Raw genomic sequence first — 14,675 nt, 5'->3', positions numbered from 1 at the left:
CAGCCTTCGTTCTTCTTCGCTGCTATTGCAGCAGCGGCGCGACTTCAGTTCCAGCCGCCTGCGTTCGAGCGGTACTCCACCTGGTAAGGCTTGGCAGCCTCGGCCTGCTTGCGCATGACGTACTTGGCGCGGCTGCCGGCGGCAGCGACGAGGGCATTGATGATCTTGTTCACGTTCGACTCCTGGATTGCATCGCCAACAGTGGCGACGCCTACGATTACGACTGCTATGCAACCGTTATATAGGCGACCCAAAGGAACTTCCAATTCTGAGTAGCAATATCAGACATCAGCTTGGTGAATGTTAATCGAGCTGCCTCTGTAGCCAGGAGTGGATCCCATCAAGCGAACGAAACTCGGACACTGAGCGGCAAGCGATGCCAGGGTGGCGCGATTGCAACATGCGCGCCAGCGCGGCGCCCGGCCCGAGCTCGAGCGCAACCGTCACGCCGTTCTCGACGCAGGCATCCATGCATTCCTTCCAGCGGATCGGTTCGGCGATCTGGCGTGGCAGATCGCGTCTTGCCTTTCCTGCATCGTGAACCGGTTCGGCGGAGATGCCGGACAGGACCGGGAATGCCATACCAGACCAGCGCTGGCCCGCCAGCAAGTCAGCGAACGGCGCGACGGCGCCCTGTAACAGCGGCGTGTGCGAGGCGACGGCAACCGGCAGCAAGGTCGCGCGACCGCCAGCAGCCAGCGCCGCCTCGGCCAGCGCTTCTCCTCGCGCGGCGGGACCGCCCGCCACCAGCGCATCGTCGCCGGTCACGATCGCGGCGTAAAACCCGAAACGGGCCAGCAGGGCTTCCACGGTCCCGTTGGGCATACCGGACAACGCCACCATCGCCTGCGCCGATCCGCCTTCAAGACAGGCATCCATCAGGCGCGCGCGCTCGACGGCCAGATTCACCGCGGCGCCCGCATCGAGTGCGCCCGCGACCCCATAGGCCGTCAATTCGCCGATGCTGTAGCCGGCCACCAGCGCCGGCTCGGGCAACGACGGGCGCAGCGCCGTCCACATCGCCAACGAAGCGGCGACGATCGACGGCTGGGCGATGCGGTTGGCGAAGCGCGCCTCGCCCTCGACCGACGCGTGCAGCAGCGGCCCGAGCGCCGGATCGGCGAACCAGTCGTCCAGCAAGCGGCTGGCGCCAGGATCGAGGCGCGCCAGGTCGAACATGCCGGCGTGCTGGGCGCCCTGCCCTGGACACAGGATGGCGAGCCGGCCGGCCATGCTAGGCGACCGTCACGGCCTGCAGCAGGCAGGCCGCGCCCAACAGGTCGGCCGCGCCGCCCGGCGACAGGCGGCTTGCGACGAAACCGCGGTGGCAGGCCAGCGCCCGCGCCTCCCAGTCCGGGCAAGCGGTGCCGCCACGCGCAACGAAGGCGCGCGCCTGGTGGCGCACGGCCAGCGCTCCTTCAGGACCGCCGCGGTGGTAGACGTTGGTGTCGCTGATGTGGGCCATCAGCGCGAACAGCGCATCGATGCGGGCCTCGCGCACGCCGCGTCCTGCGGCCAGCGCACGGCGCAGCGCCGGGAGGCCGACGTCGAACACCGACGGAAAACCGCGCGCGCCCTCCTCGCGCGCACCGCTGGCGGCGTAAGCCAGCCGCGCCCGGGCGCCATTCGAGCCGGCGCCGGCATCGATGCTGTGCGCGCCAAGTGCGGAGGCCCAGCATTGCAGCAGCATGGCCTGCACCGCGTCCGCCGTCATGCGCACACCCCGCACATGGCAGCGCCCGATCGCCGCGCACAGCATGCCGAGGCAGAAGATGGCGCCGCGGTGCGTGTTGATGCCGGCGGTCGCGTGCAGCATGCGCGCCTCGGCCTCGATGCCCAGCCTCTTGAGCACGTGGAATGGCGCGTCGTCGATGCCGGCCCGGGTGATGTGCAAAAAATAGCGGCGCAGCGCGAACATGCTGCGCAAGAAGGTTGCGGCCGTCATGTCGGCATGGCTGCCGTTGTCGACGCGCGAAACCAGGCCCGGCTTCGGATACAAGACCAGTTCGGCGTACAGGCTGCGCACGGCCAGGCGCGCAATGCGCTGGGCAAAACCATGCTCGCCCGCCGTGACAGGCCGGCGCGCCACTGGCGTCGCTTGCAGGGCAATCAATTCAGGCACGTCTCTTCCTCCAGGGTCGCGATCAGTTCTTCGGGCAGCACCAGCGCAATCCGGTGCAGCCCCTTGGTCAGCACGCGCGTGCCGGGCGCGCCGGCGAACGCCGCGCGCAACTCCTTCCATGCCACCGCGCGGCCGTCCGGGAACACCACTTCGCCATCGAGCGGCAGGATGCCCGCATGCCAGGCCAGCAGGTCCAGCCCTTTCATCAGCTGCCGGCGGCTGGTCGGCTGCAGCAGCACGTCGATGTCGGAATGCGGGGTCAGGTAATACTGGCCGGTGAGCGCCGCCAGCGCCACCGAGCCATACGTCGCCAGCCCGACCCCCGCTTCGGCCGCCTGGCTTTCGAGCAGCGCCAGGCTGTCGCGCCACTGCTCCGGCACCGCGTCCAGGGCTGCGACCAGCGGCAAGGCGCGCGTGCGGCGCCTGACGTCGGACAGCTCGACCCGGCAGCCGACCTTCAGCTTGCCGCCGTCCTCGGGTCGTGGCGGCAGCGGAAAGCCGATCGCCACCTCGTTCGGCGCCAGGTCGGCCTCGGCGCGCCGCACGACCGCCGGCCAGCCGTTGTCGCGCCAGCGGTCGAGCGCCGCCAGCGCCGCCGGCGGCGCGCTGGCGCGCACCTGCTGCCAGCCGCGGCTCGTCAGCCAGACCAGGTCATGTCGCGCGAACATGGCCGCCTGCCCTCACCGCTTCGGCCACCGGCTGCGCCAGCAGGCGTCCGCCGCGCTCGCGGCCCAGCGCCATGCGCCGGTCTTCATCGCGGGCCTCCCCAAGCGCCTGTACCAGTTGGCCGGCAAGATCGTCTTCCCATATGCCGTGCAGGCCGCCCATGCGCAGGTAGTTCTCGGGGCCGGGCGCGAACACCGGATTGTCCCGGGCCAGCTCGGTCAGGCGTTCCTCGGGCACCTTGGTAATGCGCGCCATCGCCGGCAGGCCCATCACGCGGATGGTCGATTGCGGCAGCGCATAGCAGGCGCTCGCGATCAGGCCGCTGGTGATGAAACCGCCCGATAGCGCCTGGTCGTACACCAGCCCGATCACGGCATGCCCTTCACGGCGCGCCAGGTCGACGCACTTGCCCAGGTGGGCCATATAGCTGTTGATGCCCAACATCTCGTCGCGGTGACGCAGGCGCTGGCCCTGCGTGTCGACCAGGATCAGGATCGGACGCCCCGGATGCTCCTGCACCGTCCCGAGAATCGCCTGCGCCTGGGCCAGCGCGATCTCGATCCCGATCGGCGTGTGGCCGGTGGTGCCGATCACGGTCACCGGCCGGCCGTCGACCTGGGCGGTCCCGGACAGGAAGTTGTCGTTCTCGACGATGTCGTGACCGCCGGGGAAAAGCCGGGTTGCGAGTAGCTGCCAATCCATCATCGTGCTCCTTTTTCGATCGTGGCGCGATGCGACGCCGCCATCTCCAGGAAGGCGTCGGCTTCCAGCATCGGCACCCTGGCCGGCTCCGGCACGCCGAGCTTGCCCCATACCTCCATCGGCTCGGCCAGGCCTTCGGCATCCTGCAGGCGCCGCGCCAGCATGGCCTGCTCGGCCAGCAAGCCGTCGAGCGTCAGTCGCACTTCGCCGCCATGCAGCCCGGCGATGGCTTCTATGGCGGCCTGGCGGAACGCATCCGACTCGTCCGCCACCAGCACCTGGCAATCGCCCAGCAGGTAGCGGTGCTTGCCGCCCGTGGTGCGCCACACCAGCGCGCGGTCACGCGAATCGAATTCCTCGACACCGTTGGCGGTCTCGATCACTTCGGGGCCGGACATCGCCAGCCGTCCTTCTTCCGACATGATCACGGTATTGGCGCAGCGCGCCGCGATGCCCATCCCGCCGAAGCAGCCATTGGCGCCGCCCACCACCGCCACCACCGGGATGCCGGCGGCGCGCACGTCGAGCATGGCGCGCATCACTTCGGACACGGCGATCAGGCCGGCATTGGCTTCGTGCAGGCGCACCCCGCCCGATTCCAGCAACAGCAGCACTGCATGCGCGTTCTCGTCGATCGCGCGGCGCAGCATGCCCACCAGCTTGGCGCCGTGAACCTCGCCCACCGCGCCGCCCATGAAACCGCCTTCCTGCGCCGCGCCGAACACCAGCTTGCCATCGAGCTTGCCGCGCCCGACGACGACGCCGTCGTCGAACGACACCGGCGCGTCCAGTTGCGCCAGGTGCGGGCTCGCCACCCGCTCGGACGGCGGCAGGAATTCCTCGAAACTGCCGGCGTCGAAGATGGCCGGGATGCGCTGGCGCGCCGTCAATTCCTGGTAGCTGCTCATGGCGTCCCTCCAACCAGGGATTCCACCGCCTGGTCCAGCCGCAGGCTGACCACGGCCGGCGTCGCGCCCATGTCGTTGATGCTGATGCGCGCGTCGGCGAGGCTCCAGCGATCGTGAAAATCGGCCATCACGGCCTGCCAGGTGGCGCCGAAGCCGACCGCCGCGGTACGTATCTCGATCTCGCAGGCGCCCTGCAATGGCGCCGGCTCGACCAGCACTTCGAGGTTGCCCGAGCCGACCACGCCCACCAGCTGCGGCATGCCGCTCAGCGATCGCTGTCCCTGCTCGAAACGGTATTTCAACGTTTCCATGCTCGTTTCCTTACCAGTTCCTGAAGCGTTTCGGCGGATCGTACAGCCCGCCGGATGCGCGCACCAGGCCCTTCATGTTCTTGGCGGCCAGCAGGTCGCGGGTCGCCATGCGTTTATCGATGCCCAGGTCTTCGGCGCGCTGGATGACGCCGCGGTCGCGCAGGTTCTCGACCATGCGCTTGTCGCGGCCCATGCCGACCGGCGTATAGCCGGCCACGCCGCGGATCGCCTGCTCGCGCTCTTCGTCCGAGCGGCACAGCAGCAGGTTGGCGATGCCTTCTTCGGTCAGGATGTGGGTGACGTCGTCGCCATAGATCATCACCGGCGGGATCGCCATATTCGCCTGCTCGGCCAGCTGCCAGGCGTCGAGTCTTTCGACAAAAGCCGGCGCCATGTGCTCGCGGAAGGTCTCGACCATCTGCACCACCAGCTTCTGCCCGCGCGGGATCACGTTGCGGCCCGCGCGCGCCTGCTCGCCGGCCTTCAGCCACGCCTTGCTCGGGTGACGCCGGCCGCGCGCATCGGCGCCCATGTTCGGCGCGCCGCCGAAGCCGGCGATGCGGCCCAGGGTCGCGGTCGACGAATTGCCCTGCAAGTCGATCTGCAGGGTCGAGCCGATGAACATATCGCAGGCATAGTGGCCGGCCGCCTGGCAGAAGGCGCGGTTGCTGCGCATCGAGCCGTCCGGTCCGACGAAGAACACGTCCGGCCGCGCGCCGATGTATTTTTCCATGCCCAGCTCGGAGCCGAAGGAATGCACCGACTCGACGAAGCCGGCCTCGATCGCCGGGATCAGGGCCGGATGGGGATTCAACGCCCAGTGGCGCGCGATCTTTCCTTTCAGTCCAAGATCGGCCGCATAGGTCGGCAACAGCAGTTCGATGGCCGCGGTGTCGAAGCCGATGCCGTGGTTCAGGCGCTCGATCTCGTACTCGGCATAGATGCCCTTGATCGCCATCATCGCCATCAAGACCTGGATCTCGGAGATCTGCGCCGGATCGCGCGTGAACAGCGGCTCGATGTAATACGGCGTCGGCGACTGCACCACATAGCCGACCCAGTCGCCCGGGATGTCGACCCGCGGCAGCTTGTCGACCACCTGGTTGACCTGGGCGATCACGATGCCGCTCTTGAAAGCCGTGGCCTCGGCGATGGCAGGCGTGTCCTCGGTATTGGGACCGGTGTACAGATTGCCCTCGCGGTCGGCCATCTCGGCCGCCACCAGCGATACGCGCGGCGTCAGGTCGATGAAGTAGCGCGCGAACAGTTCCAGGTACGTGTGGATCGCCCCGATATTGAGCTTGCCGGATTGCGCCAGCTTGGCCAGGCGTCCTGCCTGCGGCCCCGAGAACGAGAAATCCAGCTTCGAGGCGATGCCCTTGTCGAACACATCCAGGTGCTCGGGCAACGACAGCACCGACAGCAGCATGTGCAGGTCGTGCACCCGGCTGGTGTCGACTTTTGTCAGCGCCTTGCCCAGGAAGTCGGCCTGCTTCTGGTTGTTCCCCTCCAGGCAGACCCGGTCGCCCGGCTCCAGCACGGCATTGAGCAGGTCGACGATGTGCGAGGCCTGGACGATCTTGCCGTCCAGCGCCCCGCCCAGCGCCGCCTGGACCCGTGCCAGGCGATCGCTGCGGTTGCGTTGCTGGTTGGTCCAGCGGCCTTCACTGTGATTCATGTGATTTCCCGTTGTTGCAAAAATTTATCCGGCGATCAGATCACCACGAACAGCAGCCACAGTACGACCGGCGCCACCAGAGTGACGATACCGCCATAGATCATCAGCTGTCGCAGGAAGACGTCGCGGTCGATGCCCTGGGCGCTGGCCAGCACCAGTGCGCCATTGGTCGAGAACGGGCTGACGTCGACGATGGTGGAGGCGACCGCCATGGCGGCGATGAAACCGATCGCATCGACGCCGCTGCCCATCGCCAGGAACGGCACGGCCAGCGGGATCAGGGAGCCCAGCACGGCGGTCGACGAGGCGAAGGCCGAGACGATGGCGCCGACGAACAGCAGCAGCAAGGCCACGGTCAGGGGCGAGGCCAGGCTGGCGGCGCTGTCGCCGACCCAGGTGATGGTGCCCATTTTCTGCATCACGCCGACATAGGTACTCACGCCCACGATCAGCATGATCTCGGGCCACGACACCTGGCCGATGGCGCGTTTCTGCACCTGCGGCGACAGGATCGAGATCAAGAGGCCGATGGTGATGGCGACGAAGCCGATATCGAGCTTGTACAGCAGGGTCAGCACGGCCAGCGCGACCAGGCCGACCACGGTGAACATCTGGTGGAAGGTCGGTCCTTCGTGCAGGTCGACCGCCGCATGGCCGGCGGCGCTGCCACCGCCGGTGGCGCCCACGGCGCCGACGGCAGCCGTGGAGCGTTCCTTGGTCAGGCGCTCTTCGCTGCCCGCTTCGTTCTCGGCATCGCCGTAGATCTGCGGGCCTTGCGCGGCGACGGCCACCGGTGGGCCGAAGGGCGTCATCGGCATGCCGCTGCCCGAGCGCTCGGCCTTCGGCACCTGCTGGCGCATCAATTTGGCGCCACCGAACACGAAGAACAGCAACACCGACACCGCCAGGTTGACGCCCAGGCTGGTGAAGGCGGTGGTCAGCGGCGAGATCGGCAGCCCCGCTTCCATCACGACCTTGTTGGTGATGCCGCCATAGATGCTGATCGGCGAGAAGCCGCCGCCCTGGGCGCCGTGGATCACGAGTAAACCCATCATGAGCGGATTGATCTTGTACTTGGCGGCGAAGCCGAGCGCGATCGGAGCGATGATCGCCACCGCCGCCGGGCTGACCGCGCCCACCGAGGTAAGCAAGGCGGTGATCGCGAACATGACCCAGGGGATGGCCGCGATGCGCCCGCCGACGGCGCGCACCGAGAGCCGCACCAGCCAGTCGATGGTGCCGTTGTTCTGGGCCTGGGCGAACAGGAAGGTGATGCCGACCAGGGTCAGGAACAGTTCGGCCGGGTAGCCGGACATGATGGTCTTGGTCTCCATGCCGGCGACCAGGGTGCCGACGAGGAAGGCGCCGACGAAGGCGATGACGCCCATATTGATGGGCATGGCGGTGGCGACGACGAACATCAGCGCCAGTACGCAGATTGCGATGACATGAGAGGACACGGCGAGGCTCCTTCAGGGTGCGGCGCCGGCTCCAACCGGTGCTGCCGCGGGTGGTACGTCTCCAATGCATGGTCCCGGGTGGGCCATGCGCTTCGTTATGCTCTTGTTAAGCTGTTTATGCTGCCAAGTTAACCTCGATCGCCCTGAAGATCAATTAGGCTCGGCAGGAGACGTTTACTGTCAGCGGAAGTTTTACTGCCGGTGCTTGAGCATGCGGCACACCGCCGCCAGCGCCAGCAGGTTGGGATCGCGCTCGCGCACCCGCAGGAAGGAGAGGCCGATGGTCTGCTGCATGCGGTAATCCGCCTTCAGCGGAATCAGCTGCACCTTGTCGCCGAAGGCATTGCGCACCCGGCCCGGCAGCAGGGTGTAGCCGATGCCGGCCGCCACCAGGTTCATCAGCGAAAAGATGTCGCCCACGCGGGTGACGATGGTCGGCGCATAGCCGGCGATGCGGAAGGCTTCCTGGAAGCCCATGAAGGTCACGAAGCCGTCCTTCAGGCAGACGAATTTCTCGGATGCGCACTGGCCCAGGTCGACTTCGGCCAGAGCGGCATAGGGCGAACCCGCCGGCGCGGCAAAGAACACCTCGTCCTCGAACAGCGCGATCGATTCGATGTCCGGGTCGGGGTCGGGGATCGCCATCAACGCGGCGTCGATCGCGTTCTGCTTGAGTTTGTGCAGCAGGTCGGCGTTCGAGCCGAGCACCAGTTCGGTCTCGAGTTCCTGCTTGCGCAGCTTGATGCCGATGATGACTTCGGGGATCGCTCCCGTCGTCAGCGAATACAGCGAACCGATCTTGAGGTGGTCGGCCGAATAGCCGGCCGCCGACCGGGTGGCGGCGATCCCGTCCGCCATCAGTTTCACCACTTCGCGGCTGACCTCGGCCAGCACCTGGGCCGCCTCGTTCGGGATCAGGTTGCGGCCCTGCAGGCTGAATAGCTGGCAGCTCATGCCGTCCTCCAGCGAGTGCAGCGCCCGGTGCACGCTCACCGCGCTGATGTCGAGCATGCGCGCGGCGGCGTTCAGGTTGCCGCCCTCCATATAGGCCAGCAGGATCTCGAGCTTGCGGAAGGTGATGTCGTCGCTGATCTGGCTGCGCATGGTGATCGAATGAATTGTGAACCCTGCGAGGATACCGCGCTCTTCACGTGCTTGCCAATGCGCCCTGCATGCCGTCCTGGACGAACAGCCCGGGCGAGCTGTCGGCATACTCGCGCAGCACGTCCCACACCACCTTCACGCGCCGCAAACGATACAGGTCGGTCGGCGCCGCCAGCCAGAACGAGCGCTCGGCCGAAAAGCCCGGCAGCACCGGCACCAGCCGGCCATCGTCCGGCACCGCGTACGGCGGCGCCATCATCAGGCCCATGCCCAGCGAGGCCGCCTCGATCTGGGCCGTCATGCCCGAGCAGCACATGCGCCGCCGCGGCGTGAAACCGAGTTCGTTCAGGTAGGACAGTTCGCGACTCGCCAGGCGGTCCTGCACGTAGTCGACGAAGTCGTGGCGCGCCAGGTCGGCCTGCTGGCGGATCGGCGGGTGCCGCGCCAGGTAGGCTGGCGACGCATACAGGTAGAAGCGGAACGAGGCCAGGCGCGTCACCACGTAGCGGCCGGTGGTGGGCGGATCGAGCATCACGCCGAGATCCGCCTCGCGGTTGGCCAAATTGGCGAAGCGCGGCAGCGCCAGCAGGTCGATCTGCAAATCGGGATGCTGGTCCAGCAGGTCCACCAGCAGCGGCGCCACGACCTTGACGCCGAATACCTCCGGCACGCCGAGCCGCACCACGCCATGGGCGGCCACTTCGGCGCCGCCGATCTGCTCGGCCGCCGCCAGCGCCGCGCCCTCCATCGCCTCGGCATGCGGCAGCAAGGCCAGGCCGACCTCGGTCAGCTCATAGCCTTCACGCGAGCGGTCGAACAGGGTCGCGCCAAGCTGGGTCTCGAGGCGGTCGATGCGGCGCGCGACCGTCGTGTGCTCGACGTCGAGCCGGCGTGAGGCGCCAGAGAGCGTGCCGGCGCGGGCGAGCTCCAGGAAAAAGCGCAGGTCGGTCCACTCCGGCAGCGTATTCATCAGCTCGCTTGTCAGATATCAAGATGACACATTGTGCACTCGTGCACATTCGCTCTGCAAGCAATTTACCGACGATGTATGCAATGGCACAGGAATGGTGCAACGCGGCATCTGTCGCTAGGAAAGCTCACAACGGTGGCCAGCAAGCGGGCTGTGCATTAATGCACAACGGGGTGGGCGATAGTTGACTATTCAACCAAACCCGACCTTGGCACACTGGTTGGCATGCGCTCGATCGCACGGATGCCATACCAATAATGAGGAGACTAGAATGCGTCTGACCAGGAAGAACATGAAGCTGCTGAACCAATCCGCCGCCGCCCTGCTGGTGCTGTCCGGCGGATCGATGGGCGTGGCCCAGGCCCAGGATACGGCCGGCGCCCCGGTGGCTTCGCAGGCCGAAGAAAACGTCTCTAAAGTGGTCGTCACCGCGCGCCGGCGCGAGGAATCGCTCCAGGACGTCCCGGTCTCGGTCACCGCCTTCAGCGCCGACCAGTTGTCCAAGCAGGCGGTGCCCGACGTGACCGCCCTGGCGCTGGCGCTGCCCAACACCACCCTCAAGGCCTCGCGCGCCACCAACACCACCCTGACCGCCTTCATCCGCGGCGTCGGCCAGGCCGACCCGCTGGCCGGCTTCGAATCGGGCGTCGGCATCTATATCGACGACATCTACCTGGCCCGCCCGCAGGCGGCGGTGGCCGACATCTACGACGTCGAGCGCATCGAGGTGCTGCGCGGCCCGCAGGGCACACTGTACGGCCGCAACACCATCGGCGGCGCGGTCAAGTACGTGACCCGCAAGCTGGGCCCGCAGCGCGACGTGCGCGTGCGCGCCACGGTCGGCGAATACGGCCAGAAGGAAGCCGTGATCACCGCCAGCACGCCGCTGACCGATACCGCGCGCCTTGGCGCCACCTTTGCCCGCTTCAAGCGCGACGGCTTCGGCGACAACCTGTTCACCGGCAAGGGCAACTACGACAAGGACGTGACGGCCGGCCGCGTCTCGGCCGAGTTCACGCCCAACCAGGACCTGTTCATCCGCCTGGCCGGCGATTTTACCCAGGATGATTCGAACCCCAAGAACGGCCACCGCCTGATCGTCGGCCGTACCAGCGGGGCCCCGATCCTGGAAGACGTGTTCGACACCCGCGGCAACCTGACCAAGGCCCTGGGCCACGACCAGGAAGTGCGCGCCTACGGCGGCTCGGCCACCATCGAATACATGGTCAATAGCGAGTGGAGCGTGAAATCGATCACCGCCGCGCGCCGCGACAAATCGTATGCCCCGATCGACTTCGACGCGCTACCGGTGGTCGACATGGAAGTGCCGGCGCTGTACACCAACCGCCAGTTCAGCCAGGAACTGCAGGTGACCTACAACGGCCCGCGCCTGCAGGGAGTGGCCGGCGTCTACTATATGGACGCCAACGCCTTCAACAAGTTCGACACCATCCTGGCCGGCGCCGTGCCGACCTCCACCTACACGATGGGCGACATCGATACCAAGGCCTGGGCCGCCTACTTCGACGGCAGCTACAACCTGACCGATACCCTGAGCCTGTCGCTGGGCGGCCGCTACACGGTCGACAAGCGCGAAGCCGACGTCCTGCGCCAGATCTATTTTGGCCTGGGCGGCACGCCCGACATGGGCAATCCGGGCGCGATACTGTTCCGCACCGACACCGACCTGCGCAACGGCATGCTCGAACGCGAAGACAAGAAATTCACGCCGCGCGTGGCCGTCAACTGGAAGGTGAACCCGGCCCACAATGTGTATGCCTCGTATTCCGAGGGCTTCAAGGGCGGCGGTTTCGACCCGCGCCTGAACGTGGTCGGCACCGCGATCCCGCTCGCCACCGCCCGCGCCGGCTATGCGCCCGAGACCATCGAGACCTATGAGCTGGGCCTCAAGTCGGCCTTCAACGGCGGGCGCATCACGACCAATGCCGCCCTGTTCTACAGCGACTACCAGGACGTGCAGATCCCCGGCTCGGTGGCGATCGACACCAACGGCGACGGCCGCGACGACAGCTTCGCCGGCGTGACCACCAATGCCGGCAAGGCCAAGATCAAGGGCGCCGAACTGGAAGCGGTGGCCAATATCACGCCCAACTTCATGGTCGCCGGCATGTACAGCTATATCGACGCCGAGTACAAGGAATACATCGTGGCGGGCGTGAACGTGGCGGGCCAGCGCACCTTCCAGAATACGCCGAAGAACTCGGCCAACCTGCGCGCCAACTACGACATCCCGCTGCCGGTCATGGGGCACAACGGCCGCATCTCGCTGATCGGCAGCTGGTCGTACAAGGGCGCCACGGCGCAGTTCGAGACGCCGTCGATCCTGGACCAGGAGTCGTACCGGATCTGGGATGCGAGCATCGTCTGGACCCGCCAGGACGGCAAGGTACGCGCCGGCCTGCACGGCAAGAACCTGGGCGACGAGCACTACAAGACCGCCGGCTACCTGTTCCCGACCCTGGGCAACGAGGGCACCCTGACGGCCTTCTACGGCAACCCGCGCACGGTGTCCGCCACCCTCGAACTACGTTTCTAACCGCACCGCATGAACGTCGCCCCCGCGAAGGCGGGGGCCCAAGTTCCTCCACCGAAGCCACGACCGCAATTCGCCCATACGTCACAACAGGAACCGCCCAGCGTGCCTTCATTCTCCCCCATCACCTACACCAGTGGCGACGGCCTCGCCCTGTACGCACGCGATTACCACGGCGCCGGTGGCCCGGCCCGCCTCCCCGTGATCTGCATCCACGGCCTGACCCGCAATTCGCTCGACTTCGACGAACTGGCGCCACGGATCGCGGAACTGGGCCGCCGCGTGCTGGCGGTCGACGTGCGCGGCCGCGGACACTCGGCGCGCGACCCCAACCTGGCCAACTACACGCCGGCGATCTACGCCGCCGACGTGGTGGCCCTGATGCACGCGCTGGGCATGGCGCGCGCCGTCTTCATCGGCACCTCGATGGGCGGCCTGATCACGATGACCCTGGCCGCACAGCGCCTGGACCTGGTGGCCGGCGCGGTATTGAACGACATCGGCCCGGTGCTGTCCCCGCGCGGACTGGAACGCATCGCCGGCTACGTCGGCAAGGCCGGCACCTTCGCCAACTGGGACGAGGCCAGGTGCCATGTCCGCGACATCAACGCCTGCGCCTTCCCCGACAACCCGGAGTCGGAATGGGACAAGTGGGCCCAGCGGGCCTTCGAACAGCGCGACGACGGCCTGTTGTGCGCCCGCTACGACCCGGGTATCGCGCACAGCCTGCAGAACGGTAGACTTCCTCCAACCTCGCTGGCCCTGCGCATGGCATTCCGGCGCTTGACGCGGCACCGCCCTACCTTGATGATCCGCGGAGAACTGTCCGACCTGGTCGAGCCCGAGCAGGCGGCCTGGATGCGCAAGGCGGCCCCCGGCCTGGCCTATGCCGAAGTGCCGAACGTCGGCCATGCGCCGATGCTCACCGAACCGGAAGCATTCGAGGCGATCTGCGCTTTCCTGGCGCGGGTCCCGTAAATAAAGACAAGGAGACACACCATGCAAACCCTGATCAAACCTCTCGCATTCTCTATAGCCTGCGCCTTCGCGGCCGGCGCCGCTCCCGGCGCACTGGCCCAGGGCAAGGACTTCAAGGTCGCCCTCATCGCCGGCAAGACCGGCATCATGGAATCCTATGCGCGCGAGACCGAGGCCGGCTTCATGCTCGGCCTCGAATACCTGACCAACGGCACCATGGCCATCAACGGCCGCAAGATCAAGGTCATCGTCAAGGACGACCAGAGTAAACCCGATCTTGGACGCACTCTCCTGGCCGAAGCCTATGGCGACGACCGGGTCGACATCGCCGTCGGCACCACCTCGTCCGGCTCGGCGCTGGCGATGCTGCCGGTGGCGAAGGAATACAAGAAGGTCCTGATCGTCGAACCGGCGGTAGCCGACGCCATCACCGGCGACAAGTGGAACAAGTACATCTTCCGCACCGCCCGCAGTTCGATGCAGGATGCATTGGCGGCAGCCAGCACCCTGAAGGGCGGCAGCATCGGCTTCTTGACCCAGGACTACGCCTTCGGACGCGACGCCATCAAGGCCGGCAAGGAAGCGCTGGCGGCGACCGGCAGCGGCGCCAAGGTGGTGCATGAAGAGTACGCGCCGCTGGCCACGACCGACTTCACGGCATCGTCGCAGCGCCTGTTCGACGCGCTGAAGGACAAGCCGCAGCCGCGCATCCTGCAGATCGTCTGGGCCGGCCCGAACCCGATGAACAAGATCGCCGACCTGAAGCCGGAGCGTTACGGCATCGTGCTGTCCCCGGGCGGTAACATCCTGCCGGTGATGAAGACCTGGAAGAACTTCGCCGGCACCCAGGGCACGATTTATTATTACTACGACTTCCCGAAGAACAAGATGAACGACTGGTTCGTCAAGGAGCACACGAAGCGCTTCAAGGCGCCGCCCGACATGTTCACGGCCGGCGGCATGGCGGCGGCGGGCGCGGTGGTCGCGGCCCTGTCGAAGGTCCCGGACGGCAATGGCGACAAGATGGTGGCGGCGATGGAAGGCATGAGCTTCGAGACGCCAAAAGGCACGATGACCTTCCGCAAGGAAGACCACCAGGCGATCCAGCCGATGTACCACTTCCGCATCAAGAAAGACCAGAAGAGCGAGTGGGATCTGCTGGAACTGGTGCGCGAGATCCCGGCCAGCGAGATGCCGCTGCCGGTGAAGAACAAGCGCTGAC

Annotated in this window: 14 protein-coding genes; 3 read left to right on the top strand and 11 right to left on the bottom strand. The window is 66.9% G+C overall.

Going from position 1 to position 14,675, the window contains the following annotated elements; translation table 11 throughout:
* Positions 1-44: 44 nt before the first annotated feature.
* From Q9246_RS24895 to Q9246_RS24845, 11 genes are all read right to left on the bottom strand, one after another.
* The gene (locus Q9246_RS24895) at positions 45-173 is read right to left on the bottom strand and encodes a hypothetical protein (RefSeq protein WP_306393959.1); all 129 of its coding nucleotides are present in this window, start codon (positions 171-173) and stop codon (positions 45-47) included.
* Positions 174-303: 130 nt separating this feature from the next.
* Complete coding sequence (locus Q9246_RS24890) at positions 304-1,233, bottom strand: ACP S-malonyltransferase (protein WP_306393956.1); 930 nt, start codon at positions 1,231-1,233, stop codon at positions 304-306.
* A 1-nt stretch (position 1,234) separates the two neighbouring features.
* Positions 1,235-2,122 carry a triphosphoribosyl-dephospho-CoA synthase MdcB gene (mdcB, locus tag Q9246_RS24885; RefSeq protein WP_422802341.1) on the bottom strand — a complete coding sequence of 296 codons (888 nt, stop codon included), beginning with the start codon at positions 2,120-2,122 and terminating at the stop codon, positions 1,235-1,237.
* On the bottom strand, positions 2,110-2,790 hold the full coding sequence (gene mdcG / locus Q9246_RS24880) for a malonate decarboxylase holo-[acyl-carrier-protein] synthase (RefSeq protein WP_306393954.1): 681 nt from the start codon (positions 2,788-2,790) through the stop codon (positions 2,110-2,112). The genes mdcB and mdcG overlap by 13 nt, the downstream gene beginning before the upstream one ends.
* Positions 2,774-3,490 (bottom strand): biotin-independent malonate decarboxylase subunit gamma, encoded by a 717-nt coding sequence (locus Q9246_RS24875; RefSeq protein WP_306398264.1) that lies wholly within the window; start codon positions 3,488-3,490, stop codon positions 2,774-2,776. Before Q9246_RS24875 ends, mdcG begins: the two co-directional genes overlap by 17 nt.
* Positions 3,490-4,398 (bottom strand): biotin-independent malonate decarboxylase subunit beta, encoded by a 909-nt coding sequence (locus Q9246_RS24870; RefSeq protein ID WP_306393951.1) that lies wholly within the window; start codon positions 4,396-4,398, stop codon positions 3,490-3,492. Before Q9246_RS24870 ends, Q9246_RS24875 begins: the two co-directional genes overlap by 1 nt.
* The gene (mdcC, locus tag Q9246_RS24865) at positions 4,395-4,709 is read right to left on the bottom strand and encodes a malonate decarboxylase acyl carrier protein (RefSeq protein WP_306393949.1); all 315 of its coding nucleotides are present in this window, start codon (positions 4,707-4,709) and stop codon (positions 4,395-4,397) included. The genes Q9246_RS24870 and mdcC overlap by 4 nt, the downstream gene beginning before the upstream one ends.
* Before the next feature lie 10 nt (positions 4,710-4,719).
* Entirely contained in the window at positions 4,720-6,387 is a 1,668-nt protein-coding gene (mdcA, locus tag Q9246_RS24860; RefSeq protein WP_306393947.1) for a malonate decarboxylase subunit alpha, read from the bottom strand.
* 35 nt (positions 6,388-6,422) lie between these two features.
* Positions 6,423-7,847, bottom strand: a complete 1,425-nt coding sequence (locus Q9246_RS24855; protein WP_306393946.1) for an SLC13 family permease — start codon at positions 7,845-7,847, stop codon at positions 6,423-6,425.
* Positions 7,848-8,039: 192 nt separating this feature from the next.
* The gene (locus Q9246_RS24850; RefSeq protein WP_306393945.1) at positions 8,040-8,951 is read right to left on the bottom strand and encodes a LysR substrate-binding domain-containing protein; all 912 of its coding nucleotides are present in this window, start codon (positions 8,949-8,951) and stop codon (positions 8,040-8,042) included.
* 43 nt (positions 8,952-8,994) lie between these two features.
* The gene (locus Q9246_RS24845; protein WP_306393944.1) at positions 8,995-9,921 is read right to left on the bottom strand and encodes a LysR family transcriptional regulator; all 927 of its coding nucleotides are present in this window, start codon (positions 9,919-9,921) and stop codon (positions 8,995-8,997) included.
* A 271-nt stretch (positions 9,922-10,192) separates the two neighbouring features.
* Here Q9246_RS24845 and Q9246_RS24840 point away from each other — a divergent pair, with 271 nt between their 5' ends.
* From Q9246_RS24840 to Q9246_RS24830, 3 genes are all read left to right on the top strand, one after another.
* A complete protein-coding gene (locus tag Q9246_RS24840) occupies positions 10,193-12,478 on the top strand; it encodes a TonB-dependent receptor (RefSeq protein ID WP_306393942.1) in 2,286 nt (761 codons plus the stop codon).
* Between the two features lie 102 nt (positions 12,479-12,580).
* Positions 12,581-13,453: an alpha/beta fold hydrolase gene (locus Q9246_RS24835; RefSeq protein WP_306393941.1), complete on the top strand. Its 873-nt coding sequence runs from the start codon at positions 12,581-12,583 to the stop codon at positions 13,451-13,453.
* Positions 13,454-13,474: 21 nt separating this feature from the next.
* Positions 13,475-14,674, top strand: coding sequence for a substrate-binding domain-containing protein (locus Q9246_RS24830; protein ID WP_306393939.1), 1,200 nt, complete (start codon positions 13,475-13,477; stop codon positions 14,672-14,674).
* Position 14,675 lies beyond the last annotated feature (1 nt).

The organism is Telluria beijingensis (assembly GCF_030770395.1).
Lineage (GTDB): Bacteria > Pseudomonadota > Gammaproteobacteria > Burkholderiales > Burkholderiaceae_D > Telluria > Telluria beijingensis.
The sequence above is the reverse complement of the archived record's forward strand: the minus strand, read 5'-3'. Positions and strand labels throughout refer to the sequence as shown.